Raw genomic sequence first — 18,799 nt, forward strand, 5'->3', positions numbered from 1 at the left:
TGTGACTTGGACTAGGGAGGCGCGTTGCGGCTCCGGATGACCTCGACCTGCAGCCGGCCAAGGCAGCTTCAGGGGGCAAGCCCGGATCTACGTCATCTCGCCACGAAGCGGCAGTGTCCTTCCGCGGCGATACGGTCTCTTTCGGCATCGATGCGGTACGGACCAGGGGATAGTGTTCTTCGCTGTCGGAGCGACGCCTCCCGTGAGTCTCCGGTAAGGATGTGAGTGGCCGTGTCGACAGACTTTGAGGTGGTGGTGCCGCACCTCGCTGACGCTGAGGAACTGGCCTCGGTCCACGTTCAGGCGTGGCGGGAAGCCTACGCAGAGCTGCTCCCAGAGCATTTCTACGATGACGCCGCGCGCGAGAGTCGGCAGGTGATGTGGTCGGGTCGCCTCTCAGAGGAGGATGCCAGGGAGCGGTTCCGGGTCGCCCGGCGCGAAGGCCGCATCGTGGGGTTTGTCGCCCACGGTCCGGCCGCAGACCACCAAGGGCACCCGCCGGTGCGCAATGAGCAGCTGTACGCGCTCTACGTGCTGTCCAGCTGCTACGGCCACGGTGTCGGTCAGGCTCTCCTTGACCAGGCTCTCAGCGAGCGGCCTGCTCAACTGTGGGTGGCCAAGGGCAACGCGCGGGCTCGACGCTTCTACGAGAAGAACGGATTCACAGCCGACGGGACCGAGCAGGTCGATCCGGATCTCGACGGGCTGGTCGAGATCCGGATGGTGCGATAGGCCGACGCCCTCACCACAGCGAGGTCCGACATCCCACACCACCGCCAAGTGCTTGCGTTCTCTCGCCGCGAAGCGGCTGGGTCACTTCACCGCCTGTCGACGCGAGAAGTGGAACGGGCCTAGCGTCGAGGAGCCCCTCATGGCCGGTCGCGTCGGCGGCGGGCGGGGTCTGGCCCGCGCCCGGTCGCCGCGCGAGGTGTCACTGTGCCCACTCCGACGACTCTGCTTCCGTTCCAGCCCGCGACGATGTCAACCGCCCAGCTCGCAGCGGTCTCCTACCTGGCCCGATACTCCGGGCGCACCCACACCCTGTACGCCTTCCAACAACGGGAGTGGTTCGCTTAGTGCGAGGCCAACGGGCTCGACGCCCTGGCCGGTATCCAGCGAGCCCACGTCGAGCTCTACATCCGTGGCCTCGGGGACCGCGGGCTCATGGACTCCTCCGTCAACACGATGATGCACGCCGTCCGCGGCTACTTCCGCTTCGCCCACATCGACGGCCTCATCACCGCCGACCCAGCCGTCTACGCGCGACTACCGAAGATCCACCGCGACGAGACCCGCACCCAAGGACTCGACCGACTCGAGCTCATGCGGTTCCTACAGGTCGCCCAGACCACCACCGTCCACCACGGCGCCCTCGCCTACCTGCTCTGCATCAACGCGCTCCGAGCCTCTGAAGCCGCCGCAGTGCGGATCGAGGACTACGCCGACACCCTCCGCAGCCACCGCGTCCTGCCCCTGGTCGGCAAGGGCAACAAGCCGGCCACCATGCCGGTCACCGTCCCCGTGCTCCGGGCACTCGAGGCCTGCCGCGGCCAGCACACGTCCGGGCCACTCGTCCTACGGCCAGTCTCGGGCAAGCCGATCGACCGCCGCGACGTGTATCGGATGGTCGCCCGGATGGCGACAGCTGCCGGCATCCCTCGGCACATCAGCCCGCACTCGCTGCGGGTCAGGACGTGGCTAGGCTGCGCACACCGTCGCCCGTCAGCAAGGGGGTTGCCGCCTCGGTGCGGCCGGTCAGCAGGAGCAGGATCGCGCAGATCGGCCCGGCAACCTCAGGGCCAGTGCCGATGGTCCAGTCCGCGTCGGTTGCCGTCAGCCGGAGCGAGCCCAGCCGGCGCTTGACCCCGAACGAGAACGGCCAGCGGAGCTCCCAGATCCGGGTAGCGGCGGCGGCACCGGCGTCGGGCGGGGTGGGGAAGTCGATTCCCAGCGGAATCGCGATGTCCTGAGCGTGCACCAGGATGTCCCACATCACGTTCGCCGGATTGGCGGGCCACGGAACCGAGCGCGACTCGGCGGTGGTTCGCAGGTCCTCCACGAGCTGGGTCGGCGTGCGCGCCGCGCGGCGCCGGCTGGCCACGGTGTTGAACCGGCCGTAGTCGCCGCGGGCCTTCGCGAAGTCGACCAGCAGACTGCCTGGCGAGGGCGCTATGGGGATCAGCGTCACGTGGGCGGCGACATCGCGCACCCGCCAGCCGGCACACAACGACGGCTGCTCCCAATCCGGATCGGACAGTCCGGCGAGCAGCTCTGCAATGGCCAGCCGCTGCTCGACTACCACCTGCCAGCTCTCTTCGATGCCCATGCTCGCCCCGGTGCCCATGATGCTCCTTGGAGTCGACCTCGTGATCAAGAGTAGACAGATAATCTGTCTAGTTTCAAGAGGTGCGGTCCTTCAAGAAGGGGTCGGTGATCTCGCGCAACAACGTCAGCGTCTCGCGCAGGTGCGCCATCCGCTCGGGCCCGATGTGCGCCAGCCATTGCGCCTCGACCTCGGCGAGGACAGGCAGAACCGCCTCCCTCGCCGCGTAGCCTCGGGCGGCGACCTTGACCAGCCGGGCGCGGCCGTCGGTCGGGTCCGCCACTCGTTCGACATAGCCCGCGCGTTCCAGTTGCTCGACCAGGAAGCCGGCAGTCTGCTTGGTGACCTGTGCGGCTGCGGCGAGCTGGGTGATCCGCGACCCGCCGGCGTCGATCCGAGCGGCAATACGTGCTTGCGCGACCGTCATGTCGGTAAAGCCGGCACGCGCCAGCCCGTCCATGGTCGCGGCCTCCATCGCCCGGGCAGGGATGAACAGCAGGACCCCGAGGGGCAGCTCCTCAGTGCCCGCCGCGTCCGCCGACGTTGACGCATGCATGTGCACCGACCCCTTTGGTTGCCGCTGGAGCATCCAATAGTAGACAGATGCTCTTACTACGTGACGATGCGGTGGTTATAACCGTTCTGATGCACGCGCCTGAGTGCCCCAGATCTCCGGCGTCGCTGGGACAAGACCGCGGCTGGGTGTCTCGGCGTATGTCGTGGCCGGGTCACACGATGAGCAGGCGACCTGTTGGTGTGAGCACGTCTCAGACCCCGCCGCCAGCCACCCTTCATTGACCTCTTCGCGGACGAGGTCCCGCACGTGTCCCATAGCTGGAGAACGGCGAGACACGTCCAGACCATCTCGTTCAAACCATGGTCAGCCAGCGCAGGTTGCGTGCTGGAGCACTCGAGGGGCTTGGAAAGGTCGGGCCCCCTACCGCTTTCGCTCGGGCTACCCAGAGGTAACACTGGGTACAGGAGGCGAGGCCAATGAGCAGTGACGTCAGGGAGAACCCGTCCACCAAGCAGGCCGACCGCACCCGTCGTGTTGACGCCACCGAGCGGGAGTCGCGCGCGGTCGTCGAGGCGGCTCGCGAGAAGGGGTGGGACCGACCGAGCTTCGCCAAGGGCCTCTACCTCGGCCGTTTCGACCTCGACCTCGTCCACCCCCATCCCCGGGCCGATCCTGGCGACGAGGCCCGCGGTGACGAGTTCCTGATCCGGATGCGCGAGGTCTGCAACCACATCGACGGCGCCCGCATCGAGCGCGAGGCGCGGATTCCTGACGAGGACGTCAAGGCCCTGGCCGACGTGGGCGCCTTCGGCATGAAGATCCCCCGCGCGTACGGCGGGCTCGGTCTGACCACGTCGTCCTATGGCAAGGCGCTGATGCTTGCCAGCTCCGCTCACCCGAGCATCGGCGCGCTGCTGTCGGCCCACCAGTCGATCGGCGTGCCGGAGCCGGTCAAGCTCGTCGGCACCTCCGAGCAGAAGGAGGCGTTCCTGCCCCGCTGCGCCGCGGGCGCCATCTCCGCGTTCCTGCTCACCGAGCCCGACGTGGGGTCCGACCCGGCCCGGCTGGCGACCACAGCCATCCCCACGGCCGACGGCACGGCATACCTCATTGACGGCGTGAAGCTGTGGACCACCAACGGCGTCGTTGCCGACCTGCTCGTGGTCATCGCGCGGGTGCCCGCGCATGACGGCCGGAAGGGAGGCATCACCGCGTTCGTCGTCGAGGCCAGCTCCCCGGGGATCACCGTCGAGCGGCGCAACTCCTTCATGGGGCTCAAGGGGATCGAGAACGGTCTGACCCGCTTCCACCAGGTGCGGGTCCCCGCCGAGAACCGGCTGGGCAATGAGGGCGACGGCCTCAAGATCGCGCTCACCACCCTCAACGCCGGGCGGCTGGCCATCCCCGCGATGTGCGCGGGGGCGGGCAAGTGGGCGCTGAAGATCGCGCGCGAGTGGTCCTCCGAGCGGGTGCAGTGGGGCCGGCCGATCGGCGAGCACGACGCCGTCGCCGAGAAGATCGCCTTCATCGCCGCCACGACCTACGGCCTGGAGTCGGTGCTGGAGCTGTCGGCGCAGCTCGCCGACGCCGGCAGCAAGGACATCCGGATCGAGGCCGCAATCGCCAAGCTGTGGGCCAGCGAGATGGCGTGGAAGATCGCCGACGAGCTCGTGCAGATCCGTGGCGGCCGAGGGTATGAGACCGCCGAGTCCCTGCGCGCCCGCGGCGAGCGAGCCGTGCCCGCCGAGCAGGTCCTGCGCGACGCGCGGATCAACCGCATCTTCGAGGGCTCGAGCGAGATCATGCGTCTGCTCATCGCCCGGGAGGCCGTGGACGCCCACCTCAAGGCGGCCGGCGCGCTGGCGGACAAGGACGCGACGTTCCAGGACAAGGCGCGGGCAGCGATGGGAGCCAGTGGGTTCTACGCGAAATGGCTGCCGCACCTCGTTGCCGGCCGCGGTTCCGCCCCGATGTCGTATGCGGAGTTCGGGCCTCTGGCCGAGCACCTGCGGTTCGTGGAGCGGTCCAGTCGCAAGCTGGCGCGGCACACGTTCTACGGCATCTCCCGTTGGCAGGCGAAGCTGGAGTACCGGCAAGTGTTCCTCGGCCGGGTCGTGGACATCGGCGCCGAGCTGTTCGCCATGACGGCCGCGTGCAGCCGGGCCGAGATGCTGCGCGTCGACGACGACGTGCGTGGCCGACACGCCTACCAGCTCGCCGACGCGTTCTGCGACCAGAGCCGGCTGCGCGTGGAAACACTGTTCGCCGCCCTCTGGACCAACACCGATGCCACCGACTCGCGGCTGGCGCGGAGTGTGCTGGCCGGCGACTACACATGGCTCGAGGAGGGCGTGCTCGACCCGAGCGAGGGCACCGGACCGTGGATCGCCGAATGGTCGCCGGGGCCCAGCGAGGCGGAGTCGGTCTGGCGCCCCCTCCGGTGACTTCGTGGAGTGAGTCGTCCTCGCTGCGCCGCGCGACGGAAGCCGCCACGGGAGCAGCCGCCCTCCGTCATGGCCCGCTGGCCCGCCGCCGGTGTCACGATCAGCGACGAACATGGGCAGTGACCACTCGCGCGGAACGGAGCGGGGGCGTCCCAGTCAGTGCGCGAGGATGGTCTCGCGGACGGTCCGCGCCACAAACTCCTGGTAGCGCGCGGGTGGTATGCCGTCGTGCTCGACGAACCGTACGTAGGTCTCGAGGCACGTGATGATGCAGAAGGCTTCGACGAGGTCGTCCAGGGGCACGTCGCGCCGGAGCCAGCCGCGGGCGTCGACGTAGCGCAGCACATGCTCGACCTGTGCTCGAATCAGGGAAAGCATGTGAGCGTGGTAGCGGCTCAGCTCCTGGTCGGCGTGGGCCGCGCTCACGAACGTCATCCAGAGGCCGGCCGAGGGAGTGTTGATCGCGAGCATCGCGCTCCCGATCATGCTCGCGAGCTCGTCCGCGCTCTCGACCTGCAGCATCGCCCGACCCAGATCGGTGGCGAAGAAGTCGGTCTCGCCCTCGACCCCGAAGGATGCCAGCTCGACCGCGGCTTGGAGCAGAGCGGACTTGGGCCCGTGCTCCTGCACCGTCTTGACCGACACGCCGGCCTCGGCTGCGAGCTGCGCAAACGTCGTGGCCCGGTAACCCTGTCGCTCAAAGAGGGCCTGGCTCGCCCGCACCACCCTGAGGCGCGTGTCGGCGGCCTGGCGCCGGCGCAGATCGGAGTTGTACGGGCGGGCGGCCTTGTCACGCTTTGGCATATTGACCACTATCCCATAGAGGTGAACACTATGAGATGGCGCTGAAACCTGAGCGTCGCAGCATCGGCGAGGTGAGTCATGGCATCCATCATCATCGCGACCGTTCCGGTCCACGGGCACGTCACTCCGCTGCTGAGCGTCGCTCGCAGGCTCCGAGAGCGCGGCGACCGTGTCCGCTTCCTGACAGGCGCCCGCTTCGTCGAGCTGGTGAGCGACACCGGCGCCGAGCACATCCCCCTGCCCGACGAGGCGGACTTCGACGACCGGCAGGACCTGGCCCAGACGTTCCCCGAGCGCGCCGCGCTCAAGGGGGCCAAGGCTCTCGCCTTCGACGTAGAACACGTCTTCGTCCGGCCCGCCCAAGCGCAGCACGAGGCGGTCATGGCCATGCACGCCACAGAGCGCGCCGACGTCCTGTTGGCCGACCCCGCCTTCGTGGGCGCCGCGTTCGTCGGCGGCCACGCGCACGCAGACCGGCCCCCGGTCCTCGTCTGCGGTGTCGTGCCGTTGACGCTCGCGAGCCGCGACACTGCTCCCTACGGCATGGGGCTGACCCCGCTCCGGGGTCCGGTCGGTCGAGTGCGCAACGCGCTGTTGGCGCAGCTCGCCGCCCGCACCGTCTTCCCGCCTGCGGAGCGCGCAGCCGACGAGATCCATCGCGGGTTATTCGGGCGGCCCCTGCCGTACCCGGTGCTCGACTGGCCCAGGCATGCCGAGGCGATCGCCCAGTTCACCGTCCCCGAGTTCGAGTACCCGAGGTCGGACGCTCCCTCGACCCTGCACTTCGTCGGCCCGATCTCGGCCAGCGGATCGCAGGCACCCCTTCCGCCGTGGTGGCACGACCTCGACGGTACGCGGCCCGTGGTCCATGTCACCCAAGGCACGATCGCGAACCGCGACTACCGCCAGATCATCGCCCCGACCCTCACGGCGCTCGCCGACGACGACGTGCTCGTCGTCGTGTCCACCGGCGGACGCTCCCTCGACACGCTGCCGCCGCTGCCCGACAACGCCCGAGCAGCGCCATACCTGCCGTACGACTCGCTGCTGCCCAAGACCGACGTCTTCGTCACCAACGGCGGCTACGGGGGCGTGCAGTACGCGCTGCGCCACGGGGTCCCGGTCGTCACCAGCGGCGGCAAGGAGGACAAGCCGGAAGTGGCCGGTCGAGTCGCATGGTCCGGCGCCGGACGCCGCCTCAACACCGAAACCCCCACGCCCACCGCGGTCCGAACTGCCGTTCACTCCGTGCTCGACGATCCCGTCTACCGGGCGAAGGCACAGGCCATCGCCACAAGCATGGACCGGGCCGGCGGCCTCGAACGCCTCGTGGAAATCATCGACGGTGTCCGCCCCCAGGGCCCACGGCCATCCGAGACCACGTGAGGGGCCGGACCAGCTGGTCTGCGCCTCACCCAGCCCATCGCGGTCGCTGCGGTGCGATCGGGCCACGCCAGCACCGATGCCGGCGGATATCCCGCCGCATCGAGAACCGGCCCGGGGCCCCTCGAGCACGGACACCTCGTCGAACCGCCCACCCCGTCCCCGCGCCGGCCGGCGCGAGGTCCAGCAGGGAGACGTCGTGCGGCACGTCGTCCAGGGAATGCACCCTGCGCGGTGACGCTCAGTCATCCACCGCCAAACGCCTCGCACCTTCACCGAGTGTCAAGAACTGGGCACTCGACATACACACACCCGTCGAGAACTGGGCACTCGACAGTCACCCTCGTCGAGTGCCCAGTTCCTTGGACCCCGGCCCACCTGCGCGGTGCCGACGACCCGATACAGACCGGCAGTCAGGGGGTTGACGAGATCAGCGTCGAGCGGCTCGCACGACCACCCCCGGCTCACCTCGCGACGAGGTGTCCAGACGGATCTGCATACGGCTCATCTTCGGGGATGGAGGACCTCTTCGGATACCCGCGCCGCAGCGCTGCCTGCCACTCCGTCCACCGACGTTCGGCACGGCATACGCCCGCGGTCGTCGTCGATGACGACCGCCTTCACGCTGCGTTGGGGTCCGGGAGGACGTCGCGCCACGAGTGCTGCGGCAAGTAGCCGAGCAGCCGCCGCGCCTTGTCGATGGAGTAGAAGGTCTCGTCGCGCCCCATCGGCCGGCGCAGCTCCACCCCGTCGTAGAAGCGCTCGCGCACCTCGTCGGTCGTCGCGGCGACGGACATGTCGGCGTTCGCGACGTTGAAGACCTCGTAGCCGAGGCCGTCGACCTCGAGACACCGCTGCACCATGAGCCCCAGGTCGCGGGTGTCGATGTAGGCGAAGATGTTGCGCCGCCGCAGCGCCGGATCCGCGAGGAACGGCGGGAACAACGAGGCGTACTCGTGCGGCTCGATGACGTTGTTGATCCGCAGCCCGTAGACGTCGGCGCCGGTGCGCGCCTGGAACGAGCGCGCCGTCACCTCGTTCGCGACCTTCGACATCGCGTAGGAGTCCTCCGGCACCGTCGGGTGCTCCTCGTCGACCGGCACGTAGAGCGGACGCCGCTCGCCCTGCGCGAAGCACACGCCGTAGGTCGTCTCCGACGACGCGAAGATCACCTTGCGGATGCCGAGCCGCGTCGCCGCCTCGAGCACGTTGTAGGTGCTGAGCACGTTCGTCGCATACGTCTTCGCGTCCGACGTGAGCAAGATCGCCGGCACCGCGGCGAAGTGCACGACGGCGTCGTATGCCGGCTTGGCAGCAAGCTCCAGCTCGTCGAAGCGCGCGAGTCCCGCGAGTGCCGAGTACGTCTCGCCGATGTCGGTGAGGTCGACCCACAGGTCAGCGACGTCGGGGTGCCCCAACCGCACGAGGTCGGCGTTCGTGACCTGGTGGCCCTGCTCGGCGAGGAAGGGTGCGACGTGCTTGCCGGCCTTGCCGCTGCCGCCCGTGAAGAAGATGCGCATGGCTCGATCCAACCACCCGCGCCGCAAGCGAACTCAGCGTGCACGGCATACCCCAGAACACCCCGCGCCCCCGAGAGGCGCCGCCCCCTACGGCAGCCGGATGGCCACCACCTGAGGCCCGAGCTTGGCCGCGTCGAGGGCGACCTCCTGCGCCCACGGGTGCTCGTCGGCGGTCCGGCCGCCGAGGTCGACCCGGAAGCTGACGACCCCAGGCGAGCGGACGACATCGGCCGACGCCCCACGAGCGGCGAGCAGTGCTTGCACGCGGTCGGCTGCGCCAGGGCGGACGCTGATGACCATGCGGTCCGACGCTGACACTGCCGCCGTCGACCGAGGAGCCGCCGCGCCAACCTGCACGGACGCCGACGGGTCGGGGCCGGTGATGGCGTTGAGGAGCATCCGCGCCGTGCCGCCGGTGAACGCGCGGTAGTTGGGGTCGAAGCCGAAGAGGACCACGCGGCCGTCACCCACCCTCTCGTCGACGACGGCCGACGTGCCGTGCAGCTGCTCCTCGCCCTCGGCGAAGCCCGAGATGAACCAGTCCGGGTCGCCCGCGGCGGGGTAACGCACGGGTGTCGCGCCCGCGGCAGCCGACCAGACGAACTCGTACTCGTACATCGCCCACGCGGTGTCGCCGACGCCGGCGGACAGCGGGCTCGCCGGGTCGACCTCCACGCGGATCAGCGAGCCGGGGATGTCGGACGTCGGGGACGTGTAGGACGCGGAGGTCAGGCCGAGCCGGGTGGCGAGGCGTGAGCTGTCTCGCAGGGTGATGAGCCGGCCGCCGTCGCGGACCCACTGGTCGAGGGCAGCGCGCCCCGCCGCACCGAGGGCGTTGGACGCAGTGGAGTCCGAGCCGTTGGGCACGACGAGCACGTCGATGTCGGCGAGGGCCCCCGCAGCGATCTGTGCCGCGGTGAGGTCGGTGTGCTTCAGCCCGGCGCGGTTGTCGAGCCACCAGCGCAGCCAGCCCGCGGACTCGATCGAACCGGTCGACGTGGCAGAGATCTGCCACACGCCCAGTCGAGGGGCCGCGCCCGCGACAGCCGTGACGGGCTCGGCCTGCAGCGCGAGCGGAGCCGCCTGCGGCTTGAGGTCCGCGCCGGAGCGGCCGCCCGCGATGTTCTCGAGCAGCGGCGAGCTCCACGCGGTCACGTCGTAGAAGTAGGGGAACGGGACGTAGGTGTCCTCGTTGAGCATGGCCTGGACCCAGTGCTTCTGGCCCTGCGCCATGGGGATCCAGTACGTGCCCGCCGGCAACGTCGTCGAGGCGGCAGGCCGCCCGTAGGGGGTGTAGTCCGGAACCGTGAGCGGGCGCACGAGGCGGAAGACGTCGACGTCCATCCGCTGGAGCCGCCGCACGACGCGCTGCACCTCTTCGGTCTTGGCCGGGTCGTCGGTGCGCAGGAAGTAGTGCTTGACGGTGATGTCGGGCACGGGGTTGGTGATCGGCGCGCCCTCCCAGTAGAGCTGGTTGGGCTCGAGCTCTCCGGCCACTCCCTGCTCGTAGGCCTTGACGTGCTCGGCGCGCCACTGCGTCAGCAGGTCGTCGTCCTTCGCCCCCGCTGCGCTCAGCGTCGCCCAGATCGCGACGTACTGCTCCTGCACCCGCTGCGACGCGGGGTCACCGCTCGACTTCTCGAAGGTCATGCCGGCGGCGTTGAAGCCCGTCGCCGGCACGCTGTCGCCGTAGCCCATGTAGAAGAGGTCGTAGACGTCGCCGTTGAAGTAGGGGATCGAGAACCGCCCGAAGGCCTCCTGCATCGCCGGCCCGTAGAGGTTGTAGATCCAGTCGAGCGGCGTCTCCCCGATGTCGTGGTAGACCGGGTCGGCGTTCGGCGGGAAGAAGTAGGTCGCCCGACCCATCTCGTGGGCGTCGATGAACAGCTGCGGCGGCAGCTTCCGCAGCATCTCCACCTTGCCGTCGGTCTCCGGCTGGGTCCGCGCGAACCAGTCGCGGTTCATGTCGAAGCCGTATGCGTTGCGCCGGGTGTCGGCCTCGCGCCCGTCGGGGTTCTGGGTGGGCAGCACGACGACGATCGCGTCGTCGAGGATCTCGTCGGCGGCGCAGTCGGTGCGTGCGGCGAGCTCGTAGAGCACCCGCAGCGCGGCGTCGGTGCCGCTCTCCTCACCGCCGTGCACATTGCCGGCGACCCAGAGGATCGACGGCATCGACCGGATGGTCTGGCTCGCCTGCGCCTCGGGCGTCTTCGGGTCGCGCAGCCGCCCGAGGTCTCGACCGATGCGCTCCAGCCCAGCGGGGGTCACCCACTTCTCCTGCCCGACGACGGCGTAGCGGAGGGGGCGCCCCTGCACCGAGGTGGCGAGCACACCTTGAGTGACCTTGGGGCTCGCGTCGGCGACCGCGCCGAGGTAGGCGTCCGACTCCTGCGTCGTGACGTCGCGGTCGCCGAGGTCGATCCCGATGACGTCGCGCGCGGTGGGGACGCTCGCGTCCAGCGAGGGAGCGGTGAACGGGTCACACGGCTCCGCCGAAGCCGCCGGAGCCACCGAGGCCGCCGCGACCGCTGCGGGTCCGGGCGGTGACGCCGCCTGCGCCCCGGCGGTCGGGGCCGTGACGAGCAGCGCGGCTGCGAGTGCCAGCGCTGTCAGGCCACCGGCCAGTCGGATCGGGTGAGCAGTGCCCCTGCCGTGCATGACAACCCCCATCGAGCGGACGGGAAAGCCGAAACTCCACTGAACCACCGCTGGGAGAAGTCCGTCAATGGGCTGAGATAGGCGCACATGACGTGGCGCCAAGTCGTACATACCATTTGATTCCGGGCACGGTCCGGCGACAAGGCCGGTACCTACCTGTCCTTGGCCGACGGCAGCGACCCCTACGCGGCCACCGTCCTCCGGTCGGTCAGGCGCCCGACAGGTCGTCGGCCGACCGCTGCTGGTCCCGCGCCTTCTCGGTCACGGCCGTCTGCGGGATCCTGAGGCCGAACGTGCTCCCTTCCCCGAGAGTGCTCCGCACCCACATCGCGCCCCCGTGCAGCTCGACGATCTGTTTGCTCAGCGTCAGCCCGAGTCCGGTGCCCTCCGTCGTCGACGCAGATCTGCTGCCCTGCTGGAACGAGTCGAAGATGCGGGCCTGGTCCTCTCGCGAGATGCCGATGCCCGTGTCGGTGACCGTGACGACGAGGTCGCCCGCGTCGCGATGCGCGTGAACCTCGACCGAGCCCCCGTCCGGTGTGAACTTGACGGCGTTGCTCAGCAGGTTGAGCAGCACCTGCTTGAGGCGCAGCTCGTCGGCGGTGACGAGCCCGAGGTCCTGCTGGGCGTGGAGCGTGAGCTCGATGCCGTGCAGCGCCGCCCGCTCGCGAACCAGCGAGAGGGCCTGGCCGATGACGTCGTCCACCTCGAACGTGGTGAGGTCGAGCTCCATCCGCCCCGCCTCGATCTTCGACAGGTCGAGGATGTCGCCGAGCAGCGCGAGCAGGTGGCTGCCGGCAGCATGGATGTCCTTGAGGTAGTCCTCCTGCCGCTCGTTGAGGTCACCGAACATCCGCTCGAGGAGCACCTCGGAGAACCCGATGACGGCGTTGAGCGGGGTGCGCAGCTCGTGCGACATGCTCGCGAGGAACTCGGACTTGTGCCTGCTCGCCTCGGCCAGGTCGGCGCTCTGCAGCTCGAGCTGCTGGTAGAGGCGGGCGTTCGTCAGTGCCACGGCGGACTGGCTGGCAAAGGCGTCGAGAAGGTCGCACGTCTCACCACTGAAGGAGCCAGTCCTCTTTCGCCGGACGACGAGGACGCCGACGACCCGGTCTGGACTGACGAGCGGGACGGCGACGAGCGACTTCCAGCCGGCCGCGTGCAGGACGGCCAGGTGCTCGTCGAGCTGGGCCTCGTCCAGGTCGGGAATCTGCAGGACCCAGCGGGTCCGAGCCGCCCTGCCGACCCACGTCCGGTCGATGTGGATCTCGGCGGCGCGAAGGGCAGCGACGGTGTCGTCGCTCGTGCCGTACACGGTTCGCACCCGGAAGAGCCCGGTCGCCTCGTCGTACTCCATCAGCGAACCGCCGTCGGTGCCGGAAAGATCGACGGCGTGCGACACGATCGTGGCGAGCATCTCGTCCGGCACGAGCGTCGAGCTGATCGCGGCACCGACGTCGGCGAGACCCTCGAGCTGCTCGACCTTTCGTGCCAGCTCCGCAGACCTGCTCTCGAGCGCGGCGGACCTGCTCTCGAGCGTGGCGAAGAGGTCGACGTGGCGCAGCGCGAGCGCCGCCTGTTCGGCGAACGTCGCGAGCACGCGTTCGTCGACGTCGTCAAAGGGGGCCACCCGGTTGCGCATCACGTTGAGTGCGCCCACCACCTCGTCTCCCACGATGAGCGGTGCGCCGATCATCGACCGGAAGCCGGCCAACCTCTGGAGGTCGGACCGGCTGTAGTCCGGATCGGCGAGGGCGTCGGGGATGTGGTGGATCCGGCGGTCGATGGTCACGCGGCCGACGAGGGTGCCGCGGTCGCGCTTGATGGGGTGTTGCTCGAGGAGTCGACGGTGTTCCTCGGACATGCCGCTCTGGCGAGCGATGACGTACGTCGCGCCCTTGACGAGGTAGATCTGCGCGACGGCCGCGTTGAGCAGCGTTCGGGCGTTCTCGACGACGGCGTCGAAGACCTTGTCGGGGTCTCCCGACGAGCTCGTCAACACCTTGAGGATGTCGCTCGTGGCCCGGAACTGCTCCTTGACCTGCGCGAGACGCCCCACGAGCGCCTGGCGCGACATCACGGCGATGCTGTCCTCCGTGGCCTCTCCGGACCAGACCATGCGCGGCTCCCCCATCCTCGGTGCCTCGATGCGCTCCACCGTGAAGTTTCCTCCCGTCGGAGCGCGCGCGGTCGAGAACGTCGCAACCTCGCTAGGGTCGGCGTCGGCTCACGCCCTGCTGCTCAGTCCTGCGGGAAGCCGGAGTCGATGCAGAGGATGTTGCCCTCGCTGTCCTTGAACCAGGCCGCCTGACCCATGCCGCCCATGTCGGCGACGCCGTCCTCCCACTCGACTCCCGGCATGTCGTAGGTCTCGAGCGAGACACCCTTGGCCTGCAGGGCGCGCGCCTCGCCTACGACGTCGTCGACGTGGAACTGGGCGATGGTGTGACCGGCCTGGCCGGCGTACTCGGTCTGATAGAGGCTGAACACCGTGCCGCCGTCGGTGCGGTAGATGAGCATGCCGCCGTCACCGACCTCGGTGGCCGGCTCGAGGCCGAAGGTGTCGGCGTAGAACGACTTGGCCCGCTCGATATCGGAGGCGGGGATGTTGGCGGTGACAGATGCACTCCTGAGCATGGGTTCCTCCTGGTGAGAGCGGACTGTGGACCACCTCGACGGTGACCCTCCCTCCGCGATACACCTTGCTCGGCGATGTCGCAGCCAAACCACGAACTTGGCTCGCAGCGCGAGCCGGTGTGGTCCGCGCCGTCCCAAACGTCCCATCGCGCCACAGCCTCGCCATCCCGGGCGACGCGCTCAGCGGACACACCACTAGAGTCGGAGACGCAACACCCTGTCCTCTCGCCAGGACGGGGTGTTGTTCGTTGCCCACCGGTGCGCCGCGCACCGGCACGGGTACGAAACGTAGGCTCTAGGGTCAACTGGCCCCAGACCAGCACGCCGAGGAGGCACCGTGTCTCAGACCTCATCCCGGATCAAGACGATCCTGCCGCCGTCGAGCCGCACCGCGCTGGGCGCGACCGTCGCCACCGGTCTGCTGACCGCCCTCGCCCAGGCGCCCGAGCGGTTGAGCCGGCTCCTGCGCGACCGCTACCCCATGGTCGCCGTCACCGGCATGACCGGCGTCGGCAAGAGCCAGCTCGTCGACCGGCTGACCCGCCGCTCCACCGACGACGCCGTCGCGCAGGTCGGCTCGGCCGTCATGGAGCGGCGCACCCGCAAGGGCGCCAAGCTGCACGGCTTCCGCTTCCTCGTCGTGCCGGGTGACAACGCCGCGACGCGGCTCGGCGCGCTCGACGAGGTCTTCCACGACGAGCCCGTCGACGGCGTCATCCACGTCGTCGCGAACGGCCACGCCACCCCGCGCCGCGCTGCCGGCACCACGGGCGCGGCCACCGGCACGCGCGAGGAGCAGCTCGCAGCCGAGCTCGAGGACTGGACGATCACCTCGCACCGCATCGCCTCGATGGCCGTGCGCCGCAACAAGCCGATCTGGCTCATCATCGCCGTGACCAAGACCGACCTCTACCCCGACGACATCGACGAGGTCGTGCGCTACTACTCCCCGGGCAGCGGCTCGCCCTTCGCCGAGCGGGTCGACGCGCTGCGCGCCCTGGCCGGCGGCGCCAAGCTCTCGATCGACGTGCTGCCCGTCTCGAGCAGCGGGGGCGACCGCAAGTCCGCCTTCCCCGAGAAGCGCGCCGGCGCCATGGTCGACGCCCTCGCCGACCGGCTGGGCCAGCTGAGCGGCCACGCCTGACGGCATGCGCGGCACGACGGCGTATGCCGTGTGCTGACCTCCCGCGCGCGCCTCCGTTCCATTCGGCCCGGTCGCGGCCCCCGATTCGACCGCCCCGCGGGGCATGCTGGACGAAGAGGCGACGACCGGCCGCCACCGTCGGAGGAGGGGACCGTTGACGGCATACGAGGTCAAGGCGCTGACACCGGAGACGTGGGAGGCCTTCGCGGCGTTGATGGAGCGGCACGGCGGCGTCTTCGGCGGGTGCTGGTGCACGTGGTTCCACACGATGTCGGCCGAGAAGGAGCGCACCTACGAGGCGAACCGGCGGCTCAAGCAGTGCCTCGTCGACGAGGACCGCGCCCACGCCGCGCTCGTCTTCGACGGTGACGAGGCGGTCGCGTGGGCGCAGTTCGGCTCGCCGGCGGAGCTGCCCAACATCCGGCACCGCAAGCAGTACGAGGAGGAGACCGACGTCTTGCCCGACTACCGGGTGACGTGCATCTTCGTCGACAAGCGCCACCGCCGGAAGCACCTCTCGGACGTCGCGCTGCAGGGCGCGGTCGACCTCATCGCGGCGGCTGGCGGCGGCACCGTCGAGGGCTACCCGCACGACAAGGGCGGCAAGCGCGAGGCCGTCCTCTACAGCGGCACGCGCACGCTGTTCGAGCGGGCCGGCTTCGACTACGTCCGCCCGAAGGGACAGTTCAACTGCGTCATGCGGCGCACCGTGCCCTGAGGCTGCGTGGCGCCGGCAGGCCGCTCATCGGACTCACGAAGTCGGCGCCTGCCCCGGTTCTCGTGCTGGGGCAGGCGCCGCGATGGGGGTTTGTGGGTCTGACGGTCGACAGGGCCTGCGCGCGTCAGGAGACGGCGGCCTTGACGAGGGCAGCGACCTTCTTCTCCACGGCCGGGCTCCACTTCACGAGCGCGAACGAGGCCGGCCACATGTCGCCGTCGTCGAGGTTGGCCGCGTCCTGGAAGCCGAGCGTGGAGTAGCGGTACTTGAACTTGCCGGAGTCCTGGAAGAAGACCACCACCTTGCCCTCGGAGTTCGCGTAGGCAGGCATGCCGTACCACGTCCTCGGGATGAGCTCGGGAGCGTTCCGCGTCACCGTCACGTGCACCCGCTCGGCCAGTGCGCGGTCGTCGGGTGCCATCTCGGCGATCTTGTCGAGGACGTCCTGGAGACCGTCGGCCTGCTTGGCGCCCTTCTTGCCCTCGGCGCGCAGCTCGGCCGCGCGCTCCTTCATCGCCGCGCGCTCCTCGGCGGTGAAACCGTCGGACGTGTTCTCGGGCATGCTCGGGATCCTTTCGACGCAGCTGGGCTCGGCACCGGTGCCGACCGCAGACAGGCTAGGCCCGACCGGCCCCGGGGCGCCTCCCGACTCGCGGCCCCGATCACCCAGCAGCCGTATGCCGCTCGCCCCGCAGCCGGCGGTCAGCTGACTCCGGCGAGGTCGAGGGTCCAGACCGGGTTGGTCGGCAGCTCCGTCACCCGCGGACCGTGGGCGAGGTGGCTCGAGGGCTGGAAGAGCGGCACGAACGGTCCGGCCGTGTTGAGCGCGCGCTGCCACGCGGCATACGCGTCCGGTCGGTCGTCGCCGACGGAGGCTCGCGCCGCATCGGTCAGGGTGTCGATGTCGGCGTCGGCGCCGACCGACCACCCGGCCCGCTGGCCGACGAGGCCGCCGGGTGCGAAGGCGAGGTAGTTCTCGGGGTCGGTGTAGTCGGGGTTCCAGCTCCAGAGGCTGAAGGCGTCGCGGCCGGCGCGATAGCGCTCGAGCGCCTGGGCCGCGGGCAGCGGCGTCGGGACGACGTTGATGCCGACGGAGGCGAGCTGGGTCTTGACGATCGCAGCGACCGAGGAGGTCGGCACGCCCTGGATCGGCAGGTCACGCGCGAAGGTCAACGGGATCGGCTGGCCCTTGTAGCCCGAGCGCGCGAGCGCGGCGCGCGCTCCGGCCAGGTCACGCTCCGGCACGATCGGGGCGGGGGTGGCCTCGGGGGTGGCACCGGGTGTCGGCGGGAGGTCGTCCGGCCCGGGCTCCGTCGTCGGAGGTGCGACCGGCGTGGCCAGCGTCGTCGCCAGGGTGGGCGGGACCGTCACGGTGCCGGCGGGCGTGCCGGTGGGCGCGAGGAGCGAGCCGACGATGCCAATCGGGATGACTCCGGCGGCCGGGATCGCGTCGCGGACGGCCGTGCTCACGGCCTGCCGGTCGATGCCGAGACGCACGGCCTCCTCGAAGTCGGGGTTGGCGGTCCAGGCGTTGACGGCCGGGTCACGGTGCAGCATGAGGAAGGCGGTCGTCGACGAGAGGGCCGCCATCACCGCCACCGGTGAGGTGGTCGGTGAGGTCGCTCCCGGCGTGGCCGGCGTGGCCGGAGTCGCCCCCGCCGCCCCCGTCGGCCCGGCGGCCCCCGTGGCTCCCGTGGCCGGCGACGTGCTCGCACTAGCCCCGGTCGCCGCCGCGGCGATGCGGTCGGCCTGCGCCGGCGAGAGGTCGAGCGCGACGTCGGCCCTGCCGGAGGTCAGGTCGGAGACCTGCCGGCCGGGGTCGGCGTCACGGACGATGACCTCGGGGAAGGCGGGCGCGGCGCCGGTCCACGTGGGGCTCACGGTGAGGCGCACCTCGTTGCCGTTGGCGCCGGAGAGGACGTAGGGCCCGGAGCCGGCCGAGTGTGTCGACAGCCACCGGTCGGCCGTGTCACCGGGGCCGATCGCGCCGCCGTTGGCCTTGACGGCCCGCGAGTTGAGGATGCCGAAGGCCGGGTTCGCGAGCATCGCCGGCAGCGCGAAGTTGGCGTCGGGCGAGGTCAGCGTCAGCGTGCGGTCATCGACCTTGCGCGCGGTGACGTTGCCGAGCATGGAGGCCGCGGGTCCCCGCAGGCCCTTGACCCGCTCGAGCGTGAAGACGACGTCGTCGCTCGTCACCGGGGTGCCGTCGGAGAAGGTGCGGCCGCTGCGCAGCCGCAGCGTCAGCCACTTGCCCTCGGGCGACATCGTGTACTCCGCCAGTCCCGCCTGGGGCTTGGTCTGGTCGGCTCCGTCGTAGGTCGTCAGGGTCTCGTAGAGCGCCTTCGACAGGAGGGCGCCGCTGCGGTCGTACTGCCGCGTCGGGTCGAGCGTCGAGTGGTCGAACACGGTCTCGACGACGAGCGGCGCGGGGCCGGCGCTCGACCCCGTGGCCGTCGGCGTCGCCGTCCCTGTCGTCGTCGCGGGCGTCATCTCGGGTGCGGTCGTGCAGGCCGCCGTGCCGAGCACAGCCGCCACCGCGAGCAGGCCCATCGTCCGAGCCGCGCGCTGCGCACGTCGGGCGACGGGACGACGCATGGGGCTCCTCACTGGGCGAGCGCCCCTCGGTCATGAGCGGCGCGACTGGTGCCGGC

At 70.2% G+C, this 18,799-nt stretch carries 14 protein-coding genes and 1 pseudogene; 6 read left to right on the forward strand and 9 right to left on the reverse strand.

The features are described 5' to 3' along the window. The first annotated feature begins 231 nt into the window (after positions 1-231). Together FBY41_RS07210 and FBY41_RS24250 are read left to right on the forward strand one after the other, a co-directional pair. Positions 232-732 (forward strand): GNAT family N-acetyltransferase, encoded by a 501-nt coding sequence (locus FBY41_RS07210; RefSeq protein ID WP_141842660.1) that lies wholly within the window; start codon positions 232-234, stop codon positions 730-732. Between the two features lie 591 nt (positions 733-1,323). After that, positions 1,324-1,677: pseudogene (locus FBY41_RS24250) on the forward strand (tyrosine-type recombinase/integrase); the annotation flags it as partial. A gap of 10 nt (positions 1,678-1,687) precedes the next feature. Here FBY41_RS24250 and FBY41_RS23850 read toward each other — a convergent pair. After that, complete coding sequence (locus FBY41_RS23850; RefSeq protein ID WP_141842664.1) at positions 1,688-2,344, reverse strand: maleylpyruvate isomerase family mycothiol-dependent enzyme; 657 nt, start codon at positions 2,342-2,344, stop codon at positions 1,688-1,690. A 55-nt stretch (positions 2,345-2,399) separates the two neighbouring features. Beyond that, positions 2,400-2,879: a MarR family winged helix-turn-helix transcriptional regulator gene (locus FBY41_RS07225; RefSeq protein WP_141842666.1), complete on the reverse strand. Its 480-nt coding sequence runs from the start codon at positions 2,877-2,879 to the stop codon at positions 2,400-2,402. Positions 2,880-3,316: 437 nt separating this feature from the next. Between FBY41_RS07225 and FBY41_RS07230 the strand changes: the two genes are divergently transcribed. Next, complete coding sequence (locus tag FBY41_RS07230; RefSeq protein WP_141842668.1) at positions 3,317-5,284, forward strand: acyl-CoA dehydrogenase family protein; 1,968 nt, start codon at positions 3,317-3,319, stop codon at positions 5,282-5,284. A gap of 156 nt (positions 5,285-5,440) precedes the next feature. On the opposite strand, the gene FBY41_RS07235 is transcribed toward FBY41_RS07230, so the two are convergent. Then, positions 5,441-6,088, reverse strand: a complete 648-nt coding sequence (locus FBY41_RS07235; protein WP_141842670.1) for a TetR/AcrR family transcriptional regulator — start codon at positions 6,086-6,088, stop codon at positions 5,441-5,443. Between the two features lie 78 nt (positions 6,089-6,166). On the opposite strand from FBY41_RS07235, the gene FBY41_RS07240 reads away from it, so the two are divergent. Continuing rightward, on the forward strand, positions 6,167-7,474 hold the full coding sequence (locus FBY41_RS07240; protein WP_141842672.1) for a glycosyltransferase: 1,308 nt from the start codon (positions 6,167-6,169) through the stop codon (positions 7,472-7,474). A gap of 617 nt (positions 7,475-8,091) precedes the next feature. On the opposite strand, the gene FBY41_RS07245 is transcribed toward FBY41_RS07240, so the two are convergent. The 4 genes from FBY41_RS07245 to FBY41_RS07260 form a co-directional block, all read right to left on the reverse strand. Continuing rightward, positions 8,092-8,991 (reverse strand): NAD-dependent epimerase/dehydratase family protein, encoded by a 900-nt coding sequence (locus tag FBY41_RS07245; protein WP_141842674.1) that lies wholly within the window; start codon positions 8,989-8,991, stop codon positions 8,092-8,094. Between the two features lie 87 nt (positions 8,992-9,078). Beyond that, positions 9,079-11,649, reverse strand: coding sequence for a M14 family zinc carboxypeptidase (locus FBY41_RS07250; RefSeq protein ID WP_185748931.1), 2,571 nt, complete (start codon positions 11,647-11,649; stop codon positions 9,079-9,081). Positions 11,650-11,857: 208 nt separating this feature from the next. Then, positions 11,858-13,807 (reverse strand): GAF domain-containing protein, encoded by a 1,950-nt coding sequence (locus tag FBY41_RS07255; RefSeq protein WP_260439607.1) that lies wholly within the window; start codon positions 13,805-13,807, stop codon positions 11,858-11,860. An 83-nt stretch (positions 13,808-13,890) separates the two neighbouring features. Continuing rightward, positions 13,891-14,286 (reverse strand): VOC family protein, encoded by a 396-nt coding sequence (locus tag FBY41_RS07260; protein ID WP_141842677.1) that lies wholly within the window; start codon positions 14,284-14,286, stop codon positions 13,891-13,893. A 337-nt stretch (positions 14,287-14,623) separates the two neighbouring features. Between FBY41_RS07260 and FBY41_RS07265 the strand changes: the two genes are divergently transcribed. Then, a complete protein-coding gene (locus FBY41_RS07265) occupies positions 14,624-15,430 on the forward strand; it encodes a GTPase (protein WP_260439608.1) in 807 nt (268 codons plus the stop codon). A gap of 154 nt (positions 15,431-15,584) precedes the next feature. After that, positions 15,585-16,148, forward strand: a complete 564-nt coding sequence (locus FBY41_RS07270) for a GNAT family N-acetyltransferase (protein WP_141842679.1) — start codon at positions 15,585-15,587, stop codon at positions 16,146-16,148. A 124-nt stretch (positions 16,149-16,272) separates the two neighbouring features. On the opposite strand, the gene FBY41_RS07275 is transcribed toward FBY41_RS07270, so the two are convergent. Next, positions 16,273-16,710 (reverse strand): iron chaperone, encoded by a 438-nt coding sequence (locus tag FBY41_RS07275; protein ID WP_141842681.1) that lies wholly within the window; start codon positions 16,708-16,710, stop codon positions 16,273-16,275. 140 nt (positions 16,711-16,850) lie between these two features. Further along, a complete protein-coding gene (locus FBY41_RS07280) occupies positions 16,851-18,743 on the reverse strand; it encodes an ABC transporter substrate-binding protein (RefSeq protein ID WP_141842683.1) in 1,893 nt (630 codons plus the stop codon). Between the last annotated feature and the right edge of the window lie 56 nt (positions 18,744-18,799).

Source organism: Humibacillus xanthopallidus, assembly GCF_006716675.1.
Classification (GTDB): Bacteria; Actinomycetota; Actinomycetes; order Actinomycetales; family Dermatophilaceae; genus Humibacillus; species Humibacillus xanthopallidus_B.